A 17,165-nucleotide genomic window follows, 5' to 3' on the forward strand; every position below is an offset into this window, starting at 1 on the left:
CGGGAGTGCAGCAGCATGAAGGTTGCGATTGCCGGACTGGGGTACGTCGGCCTTTCCAACGCGGTCCTTTTGGCCCAGCAACATACCGTTGTCGCCCTGGATGTGGACCGCTCGCGGGTCGAGATGATCAACGCGCGCAAGTCCCCCATCGTCGATGCGGATGTGGAACACTACCTGGCCGAGAAGCCGCTCGACCTCACCGCCACCCTGAGCGCCGAGGAGGCCTTCGCCGGGGCGGATTTCATCATCGTCGCCACCCCCACCAATTACGACACCCAGACCAACCGCTTCGACACCCATTCGGTGGAGCAGGTGGTGGACGTGGCCGGCGTCATCAATCCTGAAGCCACCATCATCATCAAGTCGACCATTCCGGTGGGCTTCGTGCACCGGCTCCGCACCAAGGTGGGGCGCGACAACATCCTGTTCTCGCCGGAATTCCTGCGCGAGGGCAAGGCCCTGCACGACAACCTCCACCCCTCGCGCATCATCGTCGGCGAGCACACCCGCGAAGCCAAGACCTTCGCGAAAATGCTGCAGGACTGCGCCATCCGGAAGGATGTGCCGGTGCTGTTCACCGGCTCCAGCGAGGCGGAAGCCATCAAGTTGTTCGCCAATACCTATCTGGCCATGCGCGTGGCCTTCTTCAACGAGCTCGACAGCTACGCCATGGCCTATGGCCTCGACACCCGCGAGATCATCGGCGGCGTGAGCCTCGATCCGCGCATCGGTGGCCACTACAACAACCCCTCGTTCGGCTATGGCGGCTACTGCCTGCCCAAGGATACCAAGCAGCTGCTGGCCAATTATTCGGAAGTGCCGCAGAACCTGATCCGCGCCATCGTCGACGCCAACAGCACCCGGAAGGAATTCATCACCGAGCGCATCCTGGCCCGGGCGCCGCGCCACGTCGGCATCTTCCGCCTCACCATGAAGGCCGGTTCCGACAATTTCCGCGACAGCTCCATCCAGGGCATCATGAAGCGGATCAAGGCCAAGGGCATCCCCGTCACCGTCTACGAGCCGCAGCTGAAGGACGACAGCTTCTTCAACTCGCCGGTGGAGCGCGACCTGGAGCACTTCAAGACCAGCGTCGACCTCATCATCGCCAACCGGCAGACCGACGAGCTCGCCGACGTGGCGCACAAGGTGTTCACCCGCGACCTGTTCGGCTCCGACTGAGCCCGCCAGCCCTGGAGGCGCGCCACCAGGGCTCCTTCAGGGCGCTGGCGCCGATGTCGATCAACGGCGAGAACAGATCTTCGAGAAGGCGCCGCCGGCCGGTCGTGCTCTCCGCCCGGGCGGCATGCCGGGCCACCTTCGGAAACGAAAAGGGGACGGCCGAAGCCGTCCCCTGAACGCGGATTGAGATGGAGCGCCGGCTCAGATGGCGGCGTTGATCCACTGCACCAGCTTGGCCTTGGGGGCCGCGCCCACCTGACGGGAGGCGATCTTGCCATCCTTGAACAGCAGCAGGGTGGGAATGGACATGATGCCGTACTTGGACGCCGTCTGCGGATTCTCGTCCACGTTCAGCTTCACGATGCGCACCTTGCCGTCCATCTCGCCGGAGACCTCGTCGAGGATCGGCGCCACCATGCGGCAGGGGCCGCACCATTCCGCCCAGAAATCGACGATCACCGGCGCGGAGGAGTTGATCACGTCCTCTTCGAAATTCTGGTCGGACACCTTCTCGACGGCCATGGCATACCTCGTGGGGGCAGATTGGAAGAACCACTGAATCTTGTCCCGGAACGTAGGGAGCCCCTCCCCGTCCCGTCAAGCCACGTCACGCCGTGGTGAGCACCGAAAGCCGATCGAGGGCGGCGGCGAGCAGCTCGGGCTCCAGGGTAAACACCCGCGGCGCCGCCGTGTAGACCAGCCGAGTTTCCACAGGCCGGCCGCCGCCGGCCCGCGCCAGCACCGCGCCATAAAGGGCGAGCTGGGCCACATGGCTCGGCGCCACGCCCGCAAGGGTTTCCGGCGGGATACGGTCGGTCTTGAAGTCGGCGATGAGGATCCGCTCCGCGCTCACCACCAGCCGGTCGATGCGCCCGTTCACCGCCGCCCGGCCGCCGCCGGCAAGGGCCAGCTCGGCCACCAGCGGCACCTCGGCCCGGCTTTTCGGGCCGAACAGATCCGCAAGCGGCGCATGACCGAGCACCCCCAGCACCTCGGTGAGAATCAGCTCGGCATCCGCCGCCGCGAGGCCATGGCCGGCATATTGAAGCAGCCGCCGCCCCGCCCGCTCCCGCTCCGCCGGGGCGATCTCCGGCAGGCCGGCGAGCAGGCGATGCACCAGGTCACCCCGCACCAGTGGCGACAGCCTCTCCTCCACACCCGCCGATCCGGCCGCGGCCGGTGCTGCGGCAGACGGCTTGAGCGAGCGCAGGGGAGCCTCATGGGCCGGCACCGATGGAAAATGCAGCAGGGCCGGCGCGACGACCGTGGGGGTGGCCGCCGCGCCGGCCGCCGGAGCGAAGGCGCCGCCGCCCCAGCGCAACACCTCGCCCTCGAAACCGAGAGCGGGCACTCGCACTGCATCGGGCTCCAGCGCCTCGCGCACCAGTTCGTACCAGCAGCCCTCCGGACGGGCATGGTCCTTGTCCTTGGCCGGCAGCGCCGTCTCGGCACCGCAGACGATGAGGGCATCCTCGGCACGTGTCAGCGCCACATAGAGCAGCCGGCGGTATTCGTCGAGGGCACGGGCCGCCGCAGCCGCCCGCACCTCGGCCACCGCCGGCGGATCCTCCGCCTTGCGCGGGGCGAGCACCGGCACCTCCTGGCCGCCGCTGGCCGGCAGGCGCAGGAAGCCGCCGGCGGTGCGCGGGCGGGGCAGGTCGATGGTGTCGGCGAGGATCACCAAGGGCGCCTCCAGGCCCTTGGCGCCGTGCACGGTCATCACCCGCACCTCGTCGCGGCCGCTCTCCATGTCGCGCTTGGTCTCCGCCCCGCCCCGGCGCAGGAAGGCGAGGAAACCGGCGAGGCTCGCCGGCTCGGTGCCCTCATAGGTGCGGGCCAGGGTCATGAATTCGTCGAGCACGTCCGCCGCCTCCGGGCCGAGACGGGCCAGCATGGCCTTGCGGCCGCCGTCGCGACCCAGGATCCGCGCATAGATGTCGAACGGCCGCAGCGCCAGCGCTTCCGCCCGCCAGTCGCCAAGGCGGCGCGCCGCGGCCGCGAGGCGCGGCGCGTCCGCCGCCGCCAGGGCGTCCGCGAGGCGACCCTTGCGGCCGGGGCACAGGGTCATCAGATCGTCGTCGGTGCAGCCGAACAGGGGGCTTTTCAGCACCGAAGCGAGGGCGAGGTCGTCGTCCGGGGAGAGCAGCGCGTCGCCCAACGCCATCAGGTCGAGGGCGGCGATGTGTTCGGCCACCACCAGCCGGTCGGCGCCAGCCACCGCGACGCGCGGGTCCTTCAGCTCCTTCAGGGCGCGGATGACCGCCTCGAACACCCGCCCGCGCCGGCGCACCAGCACCAGCACGTCGCCCGCCCGCATGGGCCGGCCGCCCCGCGCCGGCATGGCGAGGCCGGCGTGGATGCCCGCCTGCACGAACCGGGCGATGCGCTCGGCCAGCGCCGTCACCGGATCATCGGCCGGCACCGCGTCGAGGGGGCGGCGCCAGTCGTCCACTTCGGGGACCGGGGTCGGCACGGTGGTGGGCCACACCTCCACCAAAGCCGGCGCATCGGCGCGGATGGCGGCATGCACCGGCGCCGATGCGTCGAGGGTGAGGCCCGCATGGGCACCCGTCCCGGCGAAGATACGGTCCACCGCCTCCAGCACCCCGGGGGCGGAGCGGAAGGAATGGGGCAGCTTCACCTCATGGAAGGCGGCGGTGCCGGCCTTCAGCGCGAATTCCGCCCGCATGCCGCCGAAGGCGCGCGGATCGGCGCCCTGGAAGGAGAAGATGGACTGCTTCTCGTCCCCCACCACGAAAATGGTTCGCTGCACCCCGGGCCGGGCGCCCTCGCCGGAGAAGAAATCCGATGTGAGGCCGTGCACCACCTGCCATTGGGCGGGGCTGGTATCCTGCGCCTCGTCCACCAGCACATGGTCGATGCCCTGGTCGAGCTTGTAATGGACGAAGGAGGCCGGCACCTGGTTGAGCAGGCCGGAGGCCCGGGCCACCAGGTCGTCGAAATCCAGCAGGCCGCGCTGGGCCTTCTCCGCCTCGTAGCGGCGGCAGGCCTCGGCGCCCAGCACCAGGGCCGCCTCGGTGCGCTCCAGGATGCGGGCGCCGCGCAGCGCCCCTTCCAGCTCATGAAGGCGCGCCCGCTCGGCCTTCATGCGCTCCAGGAGGTCGGGATAGTGTTCGCCGACGAACTTGGTGGCAAGGCTCCGGTCGGCGCGGGGCTCGCGGCTGGCGGTGAGGAAGACGCTGAGATACTCCGCCTGCGCCTCGGCGGGATCGCCGGCCTCATAGGCGGCGATGAGGGCGGCGCCGCGCTCCTGGTCGGTCTTCTTGTCGGAGGTCATCAAGGCGGCACCCGCCGCCTCCCATTCGCTCCAGGGCAGGTGTGGGCTCTCCAGCACCTGCGCTTCGAGCTCGGCCACCCCGGCGGTGGAGACGAGGCCCAAGGCGCGCGCCAACGCCGTCCGCCGCTCGCGCTCCCCCAGGGCCGCGATCTGCGCCCGCTCGGCGATGGCGGCATCCAGCAGCGCGGTGATGGAGCTGTCGGAAAGCTCGGCCATCAGCGTCATCAGCGCCTGGCCGAGGGGCTGCTCGGGCCGCCCGGTGGCCTCGACGATGAGATCCTGGCGGATGTGGGCCATCAGCTCCGCCCGCCCCACCTCGTCCAGCTCCCGGAAGCCGGCGGCCACCCCGGCCTCGAACGGGAAGCGATGCAGAAGCCCGCCGCAGAAGGCATGGATGGTCTGGATTTTCAGCCCGCCCGGGGTTTCCAGCGCCGCCGCGAACAGCCGCCGCGCCCGGGCCCGCAGGGGCGCGCTCACGCCGGCGCCGGTGGCGGCGGCAAGCTCGGCGTCGAGGGCGGCATCGTCGAGCCCCACCCAGCGGCCGAGAATGCCCAGCACCCGGTTGGACATGTTGGCGGCCGCCGCCTTGGTATAAGTGAGGCAGAGGATGCGGGCCGGCGCCACCCCGTTCAGCAGCAGGCGGATGACGCGGCGCGCCAGCACATGGGTCTTGCCCGAGCCGGCATTGGCCGAGACCCAGGCAGAATGGGCGGGATCGGAGGCCAGCGACTGGCGCCGGGTGGCCTCCGCCTTGGGGCCACTGGCGGCGGGAGCTGTGGTGGCGCCGCTCATGCCTCGTCCTCCCCGCCCAGGGCCCATTCGCGCACCCGGGCCAGGTGGTCATAATCGCCGAAGCCGCCCTGCCACTGGGGCGCCGCCAGAGAGCGATAGCCCTGCGCCTCGTCCTCGAACGCCGCCAGAAGCGACATGAGGCCGGACAAGGCGGTCTCGGCCACGTCGGCCACTGTGCGATCCTTGTAGGTGATGGGCTTTTCCTCGCCACCGGTGGCGCCGCCCTTCAGTTCCACATAGGTCAGTTCGGACACCGGCAGCGCCGGCACATTCTTGAAGGCGCCACGGGTGGCCATGGCCGCCTCCAAGGCGAGCTGGGGGGAGAGTGACGCCACCTGCCGGGCCGTGGGGGCGGAGCCGGTCTTGTAATCGAGCACCGCCAAGGTGTTGTCGCGCTTCACCTCGATCCGGTCGGCGCGGCCGGCGAGGCGGAAATTGCGTTCCCCCAGAGCGAGGTCGAGCTGGCCCGGGGTTTCGGCCACCAGCGCCGCGCAATTCACCCGGCGGCGCCGCTCGAACTCCACCACGAAGGCCGCCACCCGCTCGAACCGCGCCCACCACACCGCATGCTCGGCCGGGAAGGCGGCGAGCGGCGCGAAGGCCGCCCGGCCATGGGCGAGGAGCGCTTGAAGCGCATCGGGCGGCAGCGCATCCGGAAAAGCCTGGCTGAAGCTGCCCAGCGCCGCATGCAGCGCCGAGCCGCGCTCGGCGGCGCCGGGGGCGGCATCCAAAGGATCGAGCGGCACCAGCCCCAGCACGTGGCGGGCGAAGATGGAATAGGGATCGCGCAGAAAGGTCTCGATCTCGGTCACCGTCAGCCGACGCGGCCGCAGCGCCAGGGGCGGGGCCGGCGCCGGCCGGGTGGCCCGGGGCACCGGCGGGCCGGCGTCGAGCGCCAAGGCCGAGGCGGTCCACACCGTGCCGCGCGCCCGCGCGGCGGCGCTCAGCTCCGGCCCCAGCACCGTCTCCAGCCGCTTCAGGAAGCGCGAGGGCACGCTCTGGGTGCCGCCCACCTTGCCGGCATAGGAGAGCACCACCTCGGGCGCGCCGAACGCCTGCACGAAATCGTGGGATGAGAGGCCGATGCGCCGTTCCGGCAGATCGAGCCCGAGATCGAGCCGCATGGGCCGGCTGAGCCAGGGGTCGGTTTCCCCCTGCTGCGGCCACACGCCTTCCACCAGGCCCCCCAGCACCACCCGATCCACATGGACGAGGCGGGCCTCCAGCGGCCCGAGGATGCGCAGCCGGGCGTGGCTGTCGCCGGCGGGCCGCACCATGGCATCGCCGATGAGGGAAGAGACCGCATCGGCATAATCGGACACTGCCAGAGCCGGCCCGTCGGCCGCCGCTTCCCCCACCGCCTGGAACGCCCGCGCCAGGGCCGCCCGGCCGGGGTCCTCGTCATTGACATCAAGCGCGCCAGCCACGGCCTCGAACGCGGCCCGGTGCGCGGCCACCAGGTCGGGCAGCGGCTGCGGGCCGCGCTTCTCGCCCAGCGCCATCAGCGGCGCCAGGGCGGGATCAAGCCGATCCACCAGCAGGCGCGCCCGCTCCAGGGCCCCATCGGTCAGCCGCCGGCGCGGATCGGCGCCGCGGAAACTGTCGGGATCGCAGGCATCGAGCGCCGCGCGCAGCCCCGCCACCCCGGCCCGTGGCCGGGGACCGCGCAGGGCCGCCAGCTCCAGCGCCGCAAGCGCCTCCGCCTTCAGCTCCGGATCGAGCCCGAAGCCGGCCAGGGGATGAGAGAGCAAAGCGAACAAAGGCACCGGCGCGCAGCCTTCCGCCGCCACCTGAACCATGAGCCGGGCCAGCCGGCCCACCGGCGCCTCGCCCAAGGGCGTGCCGGCGGAATCGTCGAGATTGACGCCGAAGCGGGCCATTTCCGAGACCACCCGGCGGGCGAGATCGCGATCGGGGGTGACGAGGGCGGCGGTCTCCCCCGGCCGCTCCAGCGTCTCGCGCAGCAGCAGCGCCACCGCCAGGGCCTCCTGGCGCGGGTCGTCGGCCTCGACGATGGTGAGGCGCGCGGTCGCTTCCGCCCGCGCCGCCTCCGGCAGGCGCTCCGGCAGGCGCGCCCACAGGTCGGAGGTTTCCGCCTGCCGCATAGCCTCGCTCAGCAGCAGCACACGGGGGCCGCCGGGCGCCAGGGGCACCACGTCGGCGCGGGTCAATTCCAAGGTCTTCAGCAGCTTGGCGAGGCCGTATTGGGGATGGTCCGGCGCACTCTGGGCAGGGTCCAGCAGCAGCGCGAAGGCCTCGTCCTCCAGATCGAGATCGAGCCCGGGCAGCACCACGGCGCCCTGCGGCAGGCGGGAAATGGCCTTCAGCAGCCGCGCCGTGGCCGGCATGGAGCCGGTGGAGCCGGCGGCGATGACGGGGCCGGCCGCCGCGCCCAGGCCAGTGAGGCGGCGCGCCTCCGCATCCACCAGCGCATCGCGGCGCACGGCGGGTTCCACCTTCTCCACGGCGCCGAGATAGGCCTCGAAGCCGGTACGGGCGATGCGCACGAAATCGAGGCTGATCTCGAAATAGGGGTCCAGCTCGCGCGGGGTGAGCCCATCGAGCCGCGACAAAGGCACGCCGGCGGTGGAAAGATCATCGAACAGGCGGGCCAGTTCGTCGGCCAGGGCCAGCGTGGCGGCGGGTCCGGCGGCCACCGCTGCCCGTCCCTCCCCGGCCTTCAGGGTCTCCCGCCAGCGGGACACCAGCGTCGCTAGCACCAGCCGCCGATGCACCGGGGCGATGGCATGGGGCGCCGCCAGTGCCGGCGCATCCTCCGAAAAGGCCAGGGCGTCCTCATCCACGTCGCCCAGGGGCACGATGCGGGGCAGCAGCAGCGCATCGGTCCGCGCCTCCCGCAGCAGCGCCTCGGTGAACAGCCGGCAGGCGCGGCGGGTGGGCAGGAACACGGTGGCCGACGCCAGCGCCAGAGGATCGCCAGCGTTGGGACGCGGCGCATAGCCCTCGATCAGCCGCCCATCCAGCAAGGCACGCGCCAGGGTTGCAAGAAAAGGCGCAGTGAAGGGGATGGAGAGCACGCGCGGCACGGAAATCTTCCCTCGGATTCGCCCTGGCGGGGCGGCCGATCCTACTCGCTGGAGAGCTGAATGGCTTCCTCGGCTAGGGCGATGGCCTCCGGCGTGCCCACATGCATCCAGATGCCATCGAGCCGCAGGCCGAACAGGCGCTCGGCCGCGCCCGCCCGATCGAACACCCGGTTGAGCGAGAACGGCCCCTCCGGTGTTCCGGCGAACAGCTCGGGTTTCAGAATGCAGGCGCCGGCATAGACGAAGGGCGCCACCAAGCGCTCGCCCCGGCGGCTGAGCCGGCCGGAGGCGTCCATCTGGAAATCCCCCTGCCCGTCATAACCGATGGAATTGGCCGCAGGCGCCAGCAGCAGCAGCGCATCCATCACGGCCGGATCGAACGCCTCCATCAGCCGTTCCAAATTGGGCCGCGCCCCCTCGATCCAGATGGTGTCGGAATTGATGGCGAGGAACGGATCAGGCCCCAGCAGCGGCAGCGCCTTGCGCACCCCGCCGCCGGTCTCCAGCAGCACCCCGCGTTCATCGGAAATGGTGATGTCGGGCGAACCCTTGCGGTTGGCCAGATGCGCCTCCAGCAGGTCCGCCAGATGGTGCGCGTTCACCACCGCCGCGTCGATGCCCGCCTGGGCCAGAGCGTCCAGCACATGGTCCACCAGGGGCCGGCCGTAGACCGGAACGAGGGGCTTGGGGATGCGATCGGTCAAGGGCCGCATGCGGGTGCCGAGGCCGGCGGCGAGCACCATGGCCTTATGGATACGCGTCACGAATTCAGATCCTTCGATGGCAGAACGGCCTCATACCAGGTGCGGAGCGAGCCCAGTTCCTGGTGGCCCAGGCAGCGGGCCAGATAACGCCGTACGCGCGGGATGTGACGCAGATATTGCGGCTTGCGGTCGCGCTGTTCCAGCCGGGTGAAGATGCCAAGGATCTTGGTGGCCCGCTGGGCCCCCATGAGGGCGTAGGAGCGGGCGAAGGAGCGCACGTCGAAGGTGGGGTCCGCCTCGCGCCGGGCCTTCACATACTGGCCCACCAGCTGCAGCTCCAGCGCCTCCGGCACGTCCACCCGCGCATCCTGGGTCAGCGAGACCACGTCATAGGCGGCCGGGCCGAGCACCGCATCCTGGAAATCGATGAGCCCCACCCGCTTCAGCCCCTCGCGGCCGGGCAGCCAGATGAGATTGGGGGAATGATAGTCGCGCAGCACCCAGGTCGGCGGCTCCGCCAGCACCGCGCTGAGGGCGCTGCGCCAGAACAGGTGGAACTCCTCGCGCACCACCCCGTCGACCTTGATGCCCCGGGCCGGCAGGTACCAGTCCAGCATCAGGTCCACCTCCGCCAGGAAGGCGGCGATGTCATAGGGCGGCAGCGGCCGCTCCACCCGCGGCGCCACATGCAGGATCTGCGGCAGGTTGCGGGTATGCAGCGCCGCCAGCACGCCGATGGCGGCCTCGTAGCGCTCCCGGATGGGGGCCGGCGGATCGGCGCGCACCACCATGTCCTGGCCGAGGTCCTCCAGCACCAGCAGGCCGGCATCGATGTCGGCCGCATAGATCTGCGGCGCCGAGAAGCCCTGGCCCAGCAAGGCCCGGTCCATGGCCACGAACGGCTTCACATCCTCCGCCAGATGCACCAGCCGGCTATAGGGCACGCCGGCGCCGCGCAGCGGTGGGCCATCGGGCCGCGCCGGCGCGTTCATCAGGATGGCCGAGCGGTTGGGCAGGTCCAGGCGGGTGTAGGAGCGGCTGGAGGCATCCCCCTGCAGGAACACCCGCTCCGCCGCGCCGAAGCCGGCGGATTCGATCAGCCCCTCCGCCACATAGAGGCGGTTGAGCCGCTCCACCAGGGCGCCATGGCCGGTCAGTTCCACAAGCCGCGCCTCCGGGCCGAGATCGGGCGCCAGCGACAGCAGGATGTCGACCCGGTTCTCGGCGAGGCGGTCGCCGGCCCGGTCGGCCCATTCCACCAGCAGGAGGGCATCATCGCCCACCTCGTCCCAGCCGATCTCGTCCAGCTCCTCGTCCTCGACGATGCGGTAGAGATCGGCGTGAACCACCCGGCCGCGGCTGAAATCATAGCTGATGACAATGGGAAAAGTGGGGCTCGGCACCTCGATGTCCGGGCTGCCGGCCATGGCCCGCACCACCGCGCGGGCCAGCTCCGTCTTGCCGGCCCCCAGCTCGCCGGACAAGGTGATGACGTCATTGGCGCCGAACCAGGAGGCCAGCACCACCCCCAGCCGCTCGGTGGCGGCAAGGTTGGGCAGCACCGCCTGAAACGCGCCGGGATGGCCGGCCACACGCTGGATGAAGGCACTCATCAGGCGGCCTCTCGGTGGAAGCTGTCGGGAAGCGGAAAGACACAGGCGGCCACCGTGCCCCGCGCACCAGGCACGCGGGTGGCGGCGGACACCACGCTGACGGAACCGCCGTGCAGCGCCATGAACGAGCGCACGATGGCGAGGCCGAGGCCGACGCCGCGGTGCTGCGGACGCGCGTTGCGGCTCTCGAACCGCTCGAACAGCGTCTCGGCCACCTCTTCGGGCACCCCCGGCCCCTCGTCGCGCACGCTCAGCAGCACCTCCTGCGGCCGGCGCTCGGCGGCCAGGGTCACGGTGCCCCCCTCCGGCGAAGCGGCAATGGCATTGGCAAGGAGGTTGAACAGGATCTGCCGCACCCGCTTGGGATCGGCGGTAAACGCCCCGGCATCAGCGGGAACCGCCATGGCAAGCCGCACTCCGGCTTCCTCCAATTGGTCATGGGCAGCTTCGGCGACGCTCTCCAGCATCTCCTTCACATCCACTTCCGCCAGATCCAGCTCCATGGCGCCGGCGTCGATGCTGGCGAGGTCCAGGATGTCGTCGATGAGCGACCGCAACTGGTCCGAGGACTGGCGCATATGGTCGAGATAGTCGCGCTGGCGGCTGTTGAGCGGCCCCGCCATGCCCTCTCGCAGCATGTCCGCATAACCCATCAAGGTATTGAGCGGCGTACGCAAATGGTACGAGACGTGGCCGACGAAGGCGTTCTTCAGCTTGTCCGCCTGCTCCAGGGCCTCGGCCCGCTCGATCAGGGCGCGCTCCACCTTCACGCTGTCGGTCACATCGCGGAAGGTCACCAGTGTGCCGCCATCCGGCAGCGGCTGGGCGGTGCCGTCCAGCACCCGGCCGTCGGCCCGCTCCAGACGCAGGGTCTCGCTCTCGCGATGCTCCATGGCGGTGACCACCGAGCGGATGCGCGAAAAGGCGGAGCTCTCCCCATGGCGGGAGCGGCACAGGGCCGCCACCGTGTCGATATGCGGCTTGTCCCCCAGGGTCTGGGCATCGAGCGCCCACAGCGACAGGAAGGCTTCGTTGTAAAGGTGCAGCCGCCCCTCGCTGCCGAACACCGCCACCGCCTCCGCCAGCGCGTCCAGTGTCTCGCCCTGGATACGGATCAGGGTGTTGTAGCGGCTCTCCAGCGCCATGTGCTCGGAGAGGTCGTCGAACAGATAGGTGATGCCGCCTTCTGCATTGGGGGTGATCACCACCCGCAGCATCTCGCCACCGGGCAGATGCCACCAGTCGTTCACCGGCTCCAGCGCCCGATAGGCCTCGCGCAGTTGCGCCCGCCAGGCGCGGAAATCCGCCTGCTCCGGCACCTTGCGGCGGGTGCGCAGATTCTCCAGGATCTGCCCGTCGGAGGGGTGCTGATCCAGAAACGCCGGCGAGAAATCGAACAGCCGCTCATAGGCGGCGTTGTAGAACACCAGGTGCTCGTCAGGCCCGAAGATGGCCACCGCCGTGGTCAACTGATCGAGGGTATTGCGGTGCGCCGCCACCGCCCGCGCGGTCTCCGCCTTCGCCGCGTCGAGCGCGCTCACGTCCACCGCCAGGCCGGCGATGCCGAACGGACCCGACACTTCCACCACATCGAGCTGGCGCCGCTGGCCCGCCGCCACCGCGCGCACCCGGCCCTGGAAGGCGCCGGAGCCGCGCTCGGCATTGGCCGCCGCGGTGCGCGCCTTGCTGTCGAGCAGGTCGAGCCCCTCGGCCCGGGCCTCTTCCGGCGAGCTGGCCCCCACCGCCGCCACAAAGGCCGGGTTGACGTAGGCCAAAGTGCCATCCGGCGCTTTCAGCCAGGCGGGCGCCGGGGCCGCGTCCAGCATCGCCTTGAGACCGGCCGCCAGATCCTGCGCCGAAGCGCCATCCCCCGCTGCACGCGTGTCCCGAGCCTCGGGATGAATGAGCAGTACGCCGGCGCCGTTGAGGGTGCGCCCCGTGAGGCGGAACAGGCGACCATCCTCGGCGCGGACCGTGTGATCAAGGCCCCCATCCTGGGTCCTCAGACGCGTCAGCGCCGCTTCGACCTCAGCGGCGGCGGCCACCCCGAGCCACGCGACGCGACGCGCCTCGGGCACGCCGAAGGTCTCCGCCTCGGCACCCGGGCGCATCCAGACCAGCGCGCATTCGGCGCCTGAGCCCAGCAGGTACCGCAAGCTGTGGGCTTCCGCCCGCGCCCGCGCGCTCACGTGTGCCGCCGCATCGGCCCGGGCATCCGCCTCTGCGGCCGCCTGCCGGGCCGCGCGCACCGCCCGGTGACTGCCGAAAGCAACCGCGCCGCCGCCGGCCAGGGCCAGCAGCGCGAGCCAGGGCGCCAAATTGCCGAAAGAAAGCGCGGCCTGCGGGAGACCCGGCGCGGACGCGCCGACGGCCGCCCAGGCCGCTCCGGCACTGGCGCCCAAGGCGGTGGAGGCCAGCAGCATGCGGGACAAGCCTCCGGTCAGCCGGCGCAGCGCACCGGCGCCGACGACCAACGGCAGTGCGACATCCAAAAGGCGCGCACGCTCTCCGCTCCGGACGTTCTCCGCACCCTGCCCCATCGCCACGCGCCTCACCGCCATGTCGCGCCCCTGGCCTTTCCCCATGTCCGAAACGCTCCGCTCCCCGGGCCGGCACGCGACCGCGCCACAGCCACGGCGCAGCCCTTGGAAACCCGCTCTGCCAACGGCTTGCGCGAGAGGCCGCAGGCGCCGCAGCCGCGGCGCCCCGCTCACGCGATGCCACCAGCGCGCACGCCGGACGAACCCGTGCTCTCGAATCAATCACGACTTTATCAAGCAGACCTTACCGAAGGCGGGCGGGCCATTGAAGGGCCGCCCGGCCCCGCCAATCCACGGCGGGTTCGGCTCAGCGGTCCGGCCGGGGCGACCCGCGCCTCAGGCCACCGGGGTGCCGTTGGCTTCCAGCACCGCGCCCGCCAGATAGAGCGAACCGCAGATGAGGATGCGGGCCGGCGGCACCATGGGCGTGCTGCCCAGACTGTCGAGGGCCGCGGCGACGCTGCCGGCGGTGCGCGCCGTGATGCCGAGGCGGGTGGCGGCATCCGCCACCTCCTGCGGGGTCAGGGCGGCCGGATTGTCCGGCACCGGCACCGCGATGGCCTCGCGGACCAGCCCCGCGAAGGGCGAGAGGAAGCCCGCCACATCCTTGGTGCCGAGCATGCCGATGATCATCACCAGCGGCCGTGAATAGCGCTCCTCCAGGCCGCACAGGGCATGGGCGAGGGCGGCGCCGCCGGCGGCATTGTGCCCGCCGTCGAGCCACACTTCCGCACCGTTGGGCGCCCGCGAAACCAGGGTGCCGCTGGCAAGCCGCTGCAGGCGTGCGGGCCATTCGGCACCGAGAATGCCAGTCTCCTGGGCGGCCGCGGGAAGCTTCAGGCTGCGCAGAGCGGCCACCGCGAGGCCGGCATTGTCGATCTGGTGTGGCCCCACCAGGCGCGGCAGCGGCAGGTCGACCAGCCCATCCTCGTCGGAATAGACCAGCCGGCCGGCCTCCTCATGCACATGCCAATGTTCGTTGCGGGCGAACACCGGGGCCCGCACCCGCGCCGCCGCCCGCTCGATGACGGCAAGGGCTTCCGGCACCTGCTCGCCCACCACCACCGGAGCGTGGGGCTTGATGATGCCCGCCTTCTCGCCGGCGATGGCGGCCACGGTGGCGCCGAGGAAATCCACATGGTCAATGGAGACCGGCGTGATGACGCTGGTGCGCGGCGAAGGCACCACATTGGTGGCGTCGAGCCGGCCGCCGAGGCCCACCTCCAGCAGCAGCACGTCCGCCGGATGCTCGGAGAACAGCAGGAACGCGGCCGCCGTGGTGATCTCGAAGAAGGTGATGGGGGCGCCGTCATTGGCCGCTTCTGCCCGATCGAGGGCATCGGCCAGCAGCGCGTCGCTCACCAGTTCGCCACGCCCGGGAGCGCCGAGACGGATGCGCTCGTTGAAGCGCACCAGATGGGGCGAGGTATAGACATGAACCGAGCGCCCCGAGGCCTCCAGCATGGCGCGCATGAAGGCGATGGTGGAGCCCTTGCCGTTGGTGCCGGCCACATGGATCACCGGCGGCAGCCGCCGCTCCGGGTGATCCAAGGCCGCCATCAGGCGCTCCATGCGGGCGAGCGACAGGTCGATCCGCTTGGGATGCAGCGCCGAGAGGCGCGCCAGGATCTGCCCCGGTTGGGTTTTCGGCAGTGGAAGGGCCATGTGCGTCGAGACCTTGAGGTGCCTCAGGCCACGTCGGCCGTCGCCGGCCCCGGCAGCCGGCCCTTGGGCGGCAGCGCCGGCGCCTTCATCATCAGACGACACAGGCGGCCCAGCGTCTCGCGCATCTGGTGACGGTGCACCACCATGTCGATCATGCCGTGGGCAAAGAGATATTCCGCCCGCTGGAAACCGTCGGGCAGCTTCTCGCGGATGGTCTGCTCGATCACCCGCGGGCCGGCGAAGCCGATGAGGGCACCCGGCTCGGAGATCTGCACGTCGCCCAGCATGGCATAGGACGCGGTGACGCCGCCGGTGGTGGGGTTGGTGAGCACCACGATGTAAGGCTTCCTGGCCTCGCGCAGCTCCTGGATGGCGGCCGTGGTGCGCGGCATCTGCATGAGGGACAAGATGCCCTCCTGCATGCGCGCGCCGCCGGAGGCCGCGAACATGATGAAGGGCGTGCCCTTCTCGGCCGCGGTTTCCAGGCCTTTCACCACCGCCTCGCCGGCGGCCATGCCCAGGGACCCGCCCATGAAGCCGAAATCCTGCACCGCGATGGTCACCGGCAGCTCTTCCAGGAGTCCGGTCGCAACCTTCACCGCGTCCTGGTACCCGGTCTTGGAGCGGGCGTCTTTCAGCCGGTCCGTGTAGCGGCGCTCGTCGCGGAATTTCAGCGGGTCAATGGCGACTTCGGGCAGCGGCACCTCTTCGTAAGCGCCATTGTCGAACGTGGCCTTGAGCCGCTTCACCGCGTCCATGCGCATGTGATAGCCGGAGCTCGGAATGACGTAGAGGTTCGCCTCGAGGTCCTTGTGGAACACCATCTGCCCGGTCTCCGGGCATTTCACCCAGAGGTTCTCAGGCACCTCGCGCCGCGCCAGGAAGTCGCGGATCTTCGGGCGGACGACGTTGGAAATCCAATTCACAGGACGGTTCTCCGAAGGCGAACGCGCTGAACACAAGCCTTGGCGCACCGTAAGGCGCAGCTTCGCAGCGCAACATTATCCCATCTAATGGCGAGCCCGTCGCGGCGAAAATGCGGCGGAGCCTCGCTTTCCAGCACGGTGCGGGCGCCGGCGGGCAGCTCAGCGGCGCACCGAGCGCACCGCCGCCGCCAATCCCTCCACCAGGGCTTCCACCGCCGGCACCGTATTGGCGGTGGCGGCGCCGCTCTCATCCAGGGTGCGCCGCACCGCTTCCACCAGGGCCGAGCCCACCACCACGCCATCGGCGCCGGCGGCGATGGCCTTGGCCTGTTCCGGAGTCTTCACACCGAAGCCCACCGCCACCGGCAGGGGCGTGTGAGCCTTGATGCGCGTCACCGCCTTGCCCACCACGTCCGCGTCGGGCGTGGCCGAGCCGGTGATGCCGGTGATGGAGACATAATAGACGAAGCCCGCCGTGTTCCGCAGCACCACCGGCAGGCGATGCTCGTCAGTGGTCGGGGTGGCGAGGCGGATGAAGTCGATGCCCGCCTTCAGGGCCGGCAGGCACAGCTCGTCGTCTTCCTCCGGCGGCAGATCGACGATGATGAGGCCATCGACGCCGGCCGCCAGGGCATCGGCCAGGAACCGGTCGACGCCATAGACATAGATGGGGTTGTAATAGCCCATCAGCACGATCGGCGTGGCATCGTCCTCGACCCGGAACATCTTCACCATGGCCAGGGTCTTGGCCAGGGTCTGGCCGCCCTTCAGGGCACGGAGCCCGGCGGCCTGGATGGCCGGACCGTCGGCCATGGGATCGGTGAAGGGGATGCCCAGTTCGATGATGTCGGCGCCGGCGCCCGGCAGGGTCTTCAGGATGCCGAGGGAGGTTTCGGCGTCGGGGTCGCCGGCGGTGATGAAGGTGACGAGGGCGGGACGGCCCTCGGCCTTGAGCGCGGCGAAACGGGCGGCGATGCGGGTGGTCATCGGATCGGACATGCCATGGTTGGCCTCCCGGTGGGGAGGCGCGCGCTCACTGCGCGCGGGTGATCTCGCAGGCGGCGGCGGTGGCCGAGGTGGCGCCCATGAGGCGCACCTGATCGTTGCCGGTGGTGCCGCCCACCGTGGAGAACAGCGTGGTGGAGGAGGTGCCCAGGGTCTGGCCGCCGCCGGTGAAGCTGCAGCTGACGATGATCTGGCCGAAGGTGGTCGCCGTGCCGTTGGCCACCGCCACCGAGACGAAGGCGCCGGCCGCATCGGTCTCCACCTTGCCGGCGGTGAGCTTCAGCCCCGCCGGAATGCCATCGGCGGCCACAGCCCCGGTGGCGAGCAGCGGCAGGAGCGCCATGGCCCCGGCGCACCGGCGGGCCCGGACAGTCACGGCGTGAGACACAGCAT

At 70.7% G+C, this 17,165-nt stretch carries 11 protein-coding genes; 1 reads left to right on the top strand and 10 read right to left on the bottom strand.

Features of this window, described 5'->3' with window-relative positions; all coding sequences use genetic code 11:
* Window positions 1-15: 15 nt before the first annotated feature.
* Window positions 16-1,182: a nucleotide sugar dehydrogenase gene (locus tag MEU52_RS18145; RefSeq protein ID WP_238123716.1), complete on the top strand. Its 1,167-nt coding sequence runs from the start codon at window positions 16-18 to the stop codon at window positions 1,180-1,182.
* Window positions 1,183-1,383: 201 nt separating this feature from the next.
* On the opposite strand, the gene trxA is transcribed toward MEU52_RS18145, so the two are convergent.
* The 10 genes from trxA to MEU52_RS18200 form a co-directional block, all read right to left on the bottom strand.
* The gene (gene trxA, locus MEU52_RS18150) at window positions 1,384-1,704 is read right to left on the bottom strand and encodes a thioredoxin (RefSeq protein WP_238123717.1); all 321 of its coding nucleotides are present in this window, start codon (window positions 1,702-1,704) and stop codon (window positions 1,384-1,386) included.
* A gap of 85 nt (window positions 1,705-1,789) precedes the next feature.
* Window positions 1,790-5,272, bottom strand: a complete 3,483-nt coding sequence (addA, locus tag MEU52_RS18155) for a double-strand break repair helicase AddA (protein ID WP_238123718.1) — start codon at window positions 5,270-5,272, stop codon at window positions 1,790-1,792.
* On the bottom strand, window positions 5,269-8,319 hold the full coding sequence (addB, locus tag MEU52_RS18160) for a double-strand break repair protein AddB (protein ID WP_238123719.1): 3,051 nt from the start codon (window positions 8,317-8,319) through the stop codon (window positions 5,269-5,271). Before addB ends, addA begins: the two co-directional genes overlap by 4 nt.
* 41 nt (window positions 8,320-8,360) lie before the next feature.
* Window positions 8,361-9,062: a nucleotidyltransferase family protein gene (locus MEU52_RS18165; RefSeq protein WP_238123789.1), complete on the bottom strand. Its 702-nt coding sequence runs from the start codon at window positions 9,060-9,062 to the stop codon at window positions 8,361-8,363.
* A gap of 17 nt (window positions 9,063-9,079) precedes the next feature.
* Complete coding sequence (gene tsaE, locus MEU52_RS21860; RefSeq protein WP_273546405.1) at window positions 9,080-10,636, bottom strand: tRNA (adenosine(37)-N6)-threonylcarbamoyltransferase complex ATPase subunit type 1 TsaE; 1,557 nt, start codon at window positions 10,634-10,636, stop codon at window positions 9,080-9,082.
* Window positions 10,636-13,128: a sensor histidine kinase gene (locus MEU52_RS18180; RefSeq protein ID WP_238123720.1), complete on the bottom strand. Its 2,493-nt coding sequence runs from the start codon at window positions 13,126-13,128 to the stop codon at window positions 10,636-10,638. Before MEU52_RS18180 ends, tsaE begins: the two co-directional genes overlap by 1 nt.
* A 384-nt stretch (window positions 13,129-13,512) precedes the next feature.
* Entirely contained in the window at window positions 13,513-14,841 is a 1,329-nt protein-coding gene (locus MEU52_RS18185) for a bifunctional folylpolyglutamate synthase/dihydrofolate synthase (RefSeq protein WP_238123721.1), read from the bottom strand.
* A 23-nt stretch (window positions 14,842-14,864) separates the two neighbouring features.
* Window positions 14,865-15,767, bottom strand: coding sequence for an acetyl-CoA carboxylase, carboxyltransferase subunit beta (gene accD, locus MEU52_RS18190; RefSeq protein ID WP_238123722.1), 903 nt, complete (start codon window positions 15,765-15,767; stop codon window positions 14,865-14,867).
* Window positions 15,768-15,926: 159 nt separating this feature from the next.
* Window positions 15,927-16,754 carry a tryptophan synthase subunit alpha gene (gene trpA / locus MEU52_RS18195; protein WP_238123791.1) on the bottom strand — a complete coding sequence of 276 codons (828 nt, stop codon included), beginning with the start codon at window positions 16,752-16,754 and terminating at the stop codon, window positions 15,927-15,929.
* Between the two features lie 46 nt (window positions 16,755-16,800).
* Complete coding sequence (locus MEU52_RS18200; RefSeq protein ID WP_238123723.1) at window positions 16,801-17,115, bottom strand: hypothetical protein; 315 nt, start codon at window positions 17,113-17,115, stop codon at window positions 16,801-16,803.
* Window positions 17,116-17,165 lie beyond the last annotated feature (50 nt).

The sequence above is a fragment of the Xanthobacter sp. NM-25 genome, from assembly GCF_022138605.1.
In the GTDB taxonomy this organism is placed as follows: Bacteria; Pseudomonadota; Alphaproteobacteria; order Rhizobiales; family Xanthobacteraceae; genus Xanthobacter.

Excerpts from the sequence above, each read along its gene's own strand:
- trpA (WP_238123791.1), bottom strand. The coding sequence starts at position 16,754 with ATGACCACCCGCATCGCCGCCCGTTTCGCCGCGCTCAAGGCCGAGGGC.
- tsaE (WP_273546405.1), bottom strand. The coding sequence starts at position 10,636 with ATGAGTGCCTTCATCCAGCGTGTGGCCGGCCATCCCGGCGCGTTTCAG.
- MEU52_RS18185 (WP_238123721.1), bottom strand. The coding sequence starts at position 14,841 with ATGGCCCTTCCACTGCCGAAAACCCAACCGGGGCAGATCCTGGCGCGC.
- addA (WP_238123718.1), bottom strand. The coding sequence starts at position 5,272 with ATGAGCGGCGCCACCACAGCTCCCGCCGCCAGTGGCCCCAAGGCGGAG.
- trxA (WP_238123717.1), bottom strand. The coding sequence starts at position 1,704 with ATGGCCGTCGAGAAGGTGTCCGACCAGAATTTCGAAGAGGACGTGATC.
- MEU52_RS18200 (WP_238123723.1), bottom strand. The coding sequence starts at position 17,115 with ATGGCGCTCCTGCCGCTGCTCGCCACCGGGGCTGTGGCCGCCGATGGC.
- MEU52_RS18145 (WP_238123716.1), top strand. The coding sequence starts at position 16 with ATGAAGGTTGCGATTGCCGGACTGGGGTACGTCGGCCTTTCCAACGCG.
- MEU52_RS18165 (WP_238123789.1), bottom strand. The coding sequence starts at position 9,062 with ATGGTGCTCGCCGCCGGCCTCGGCACCCGCATGCGGCCCTTGACCGAT.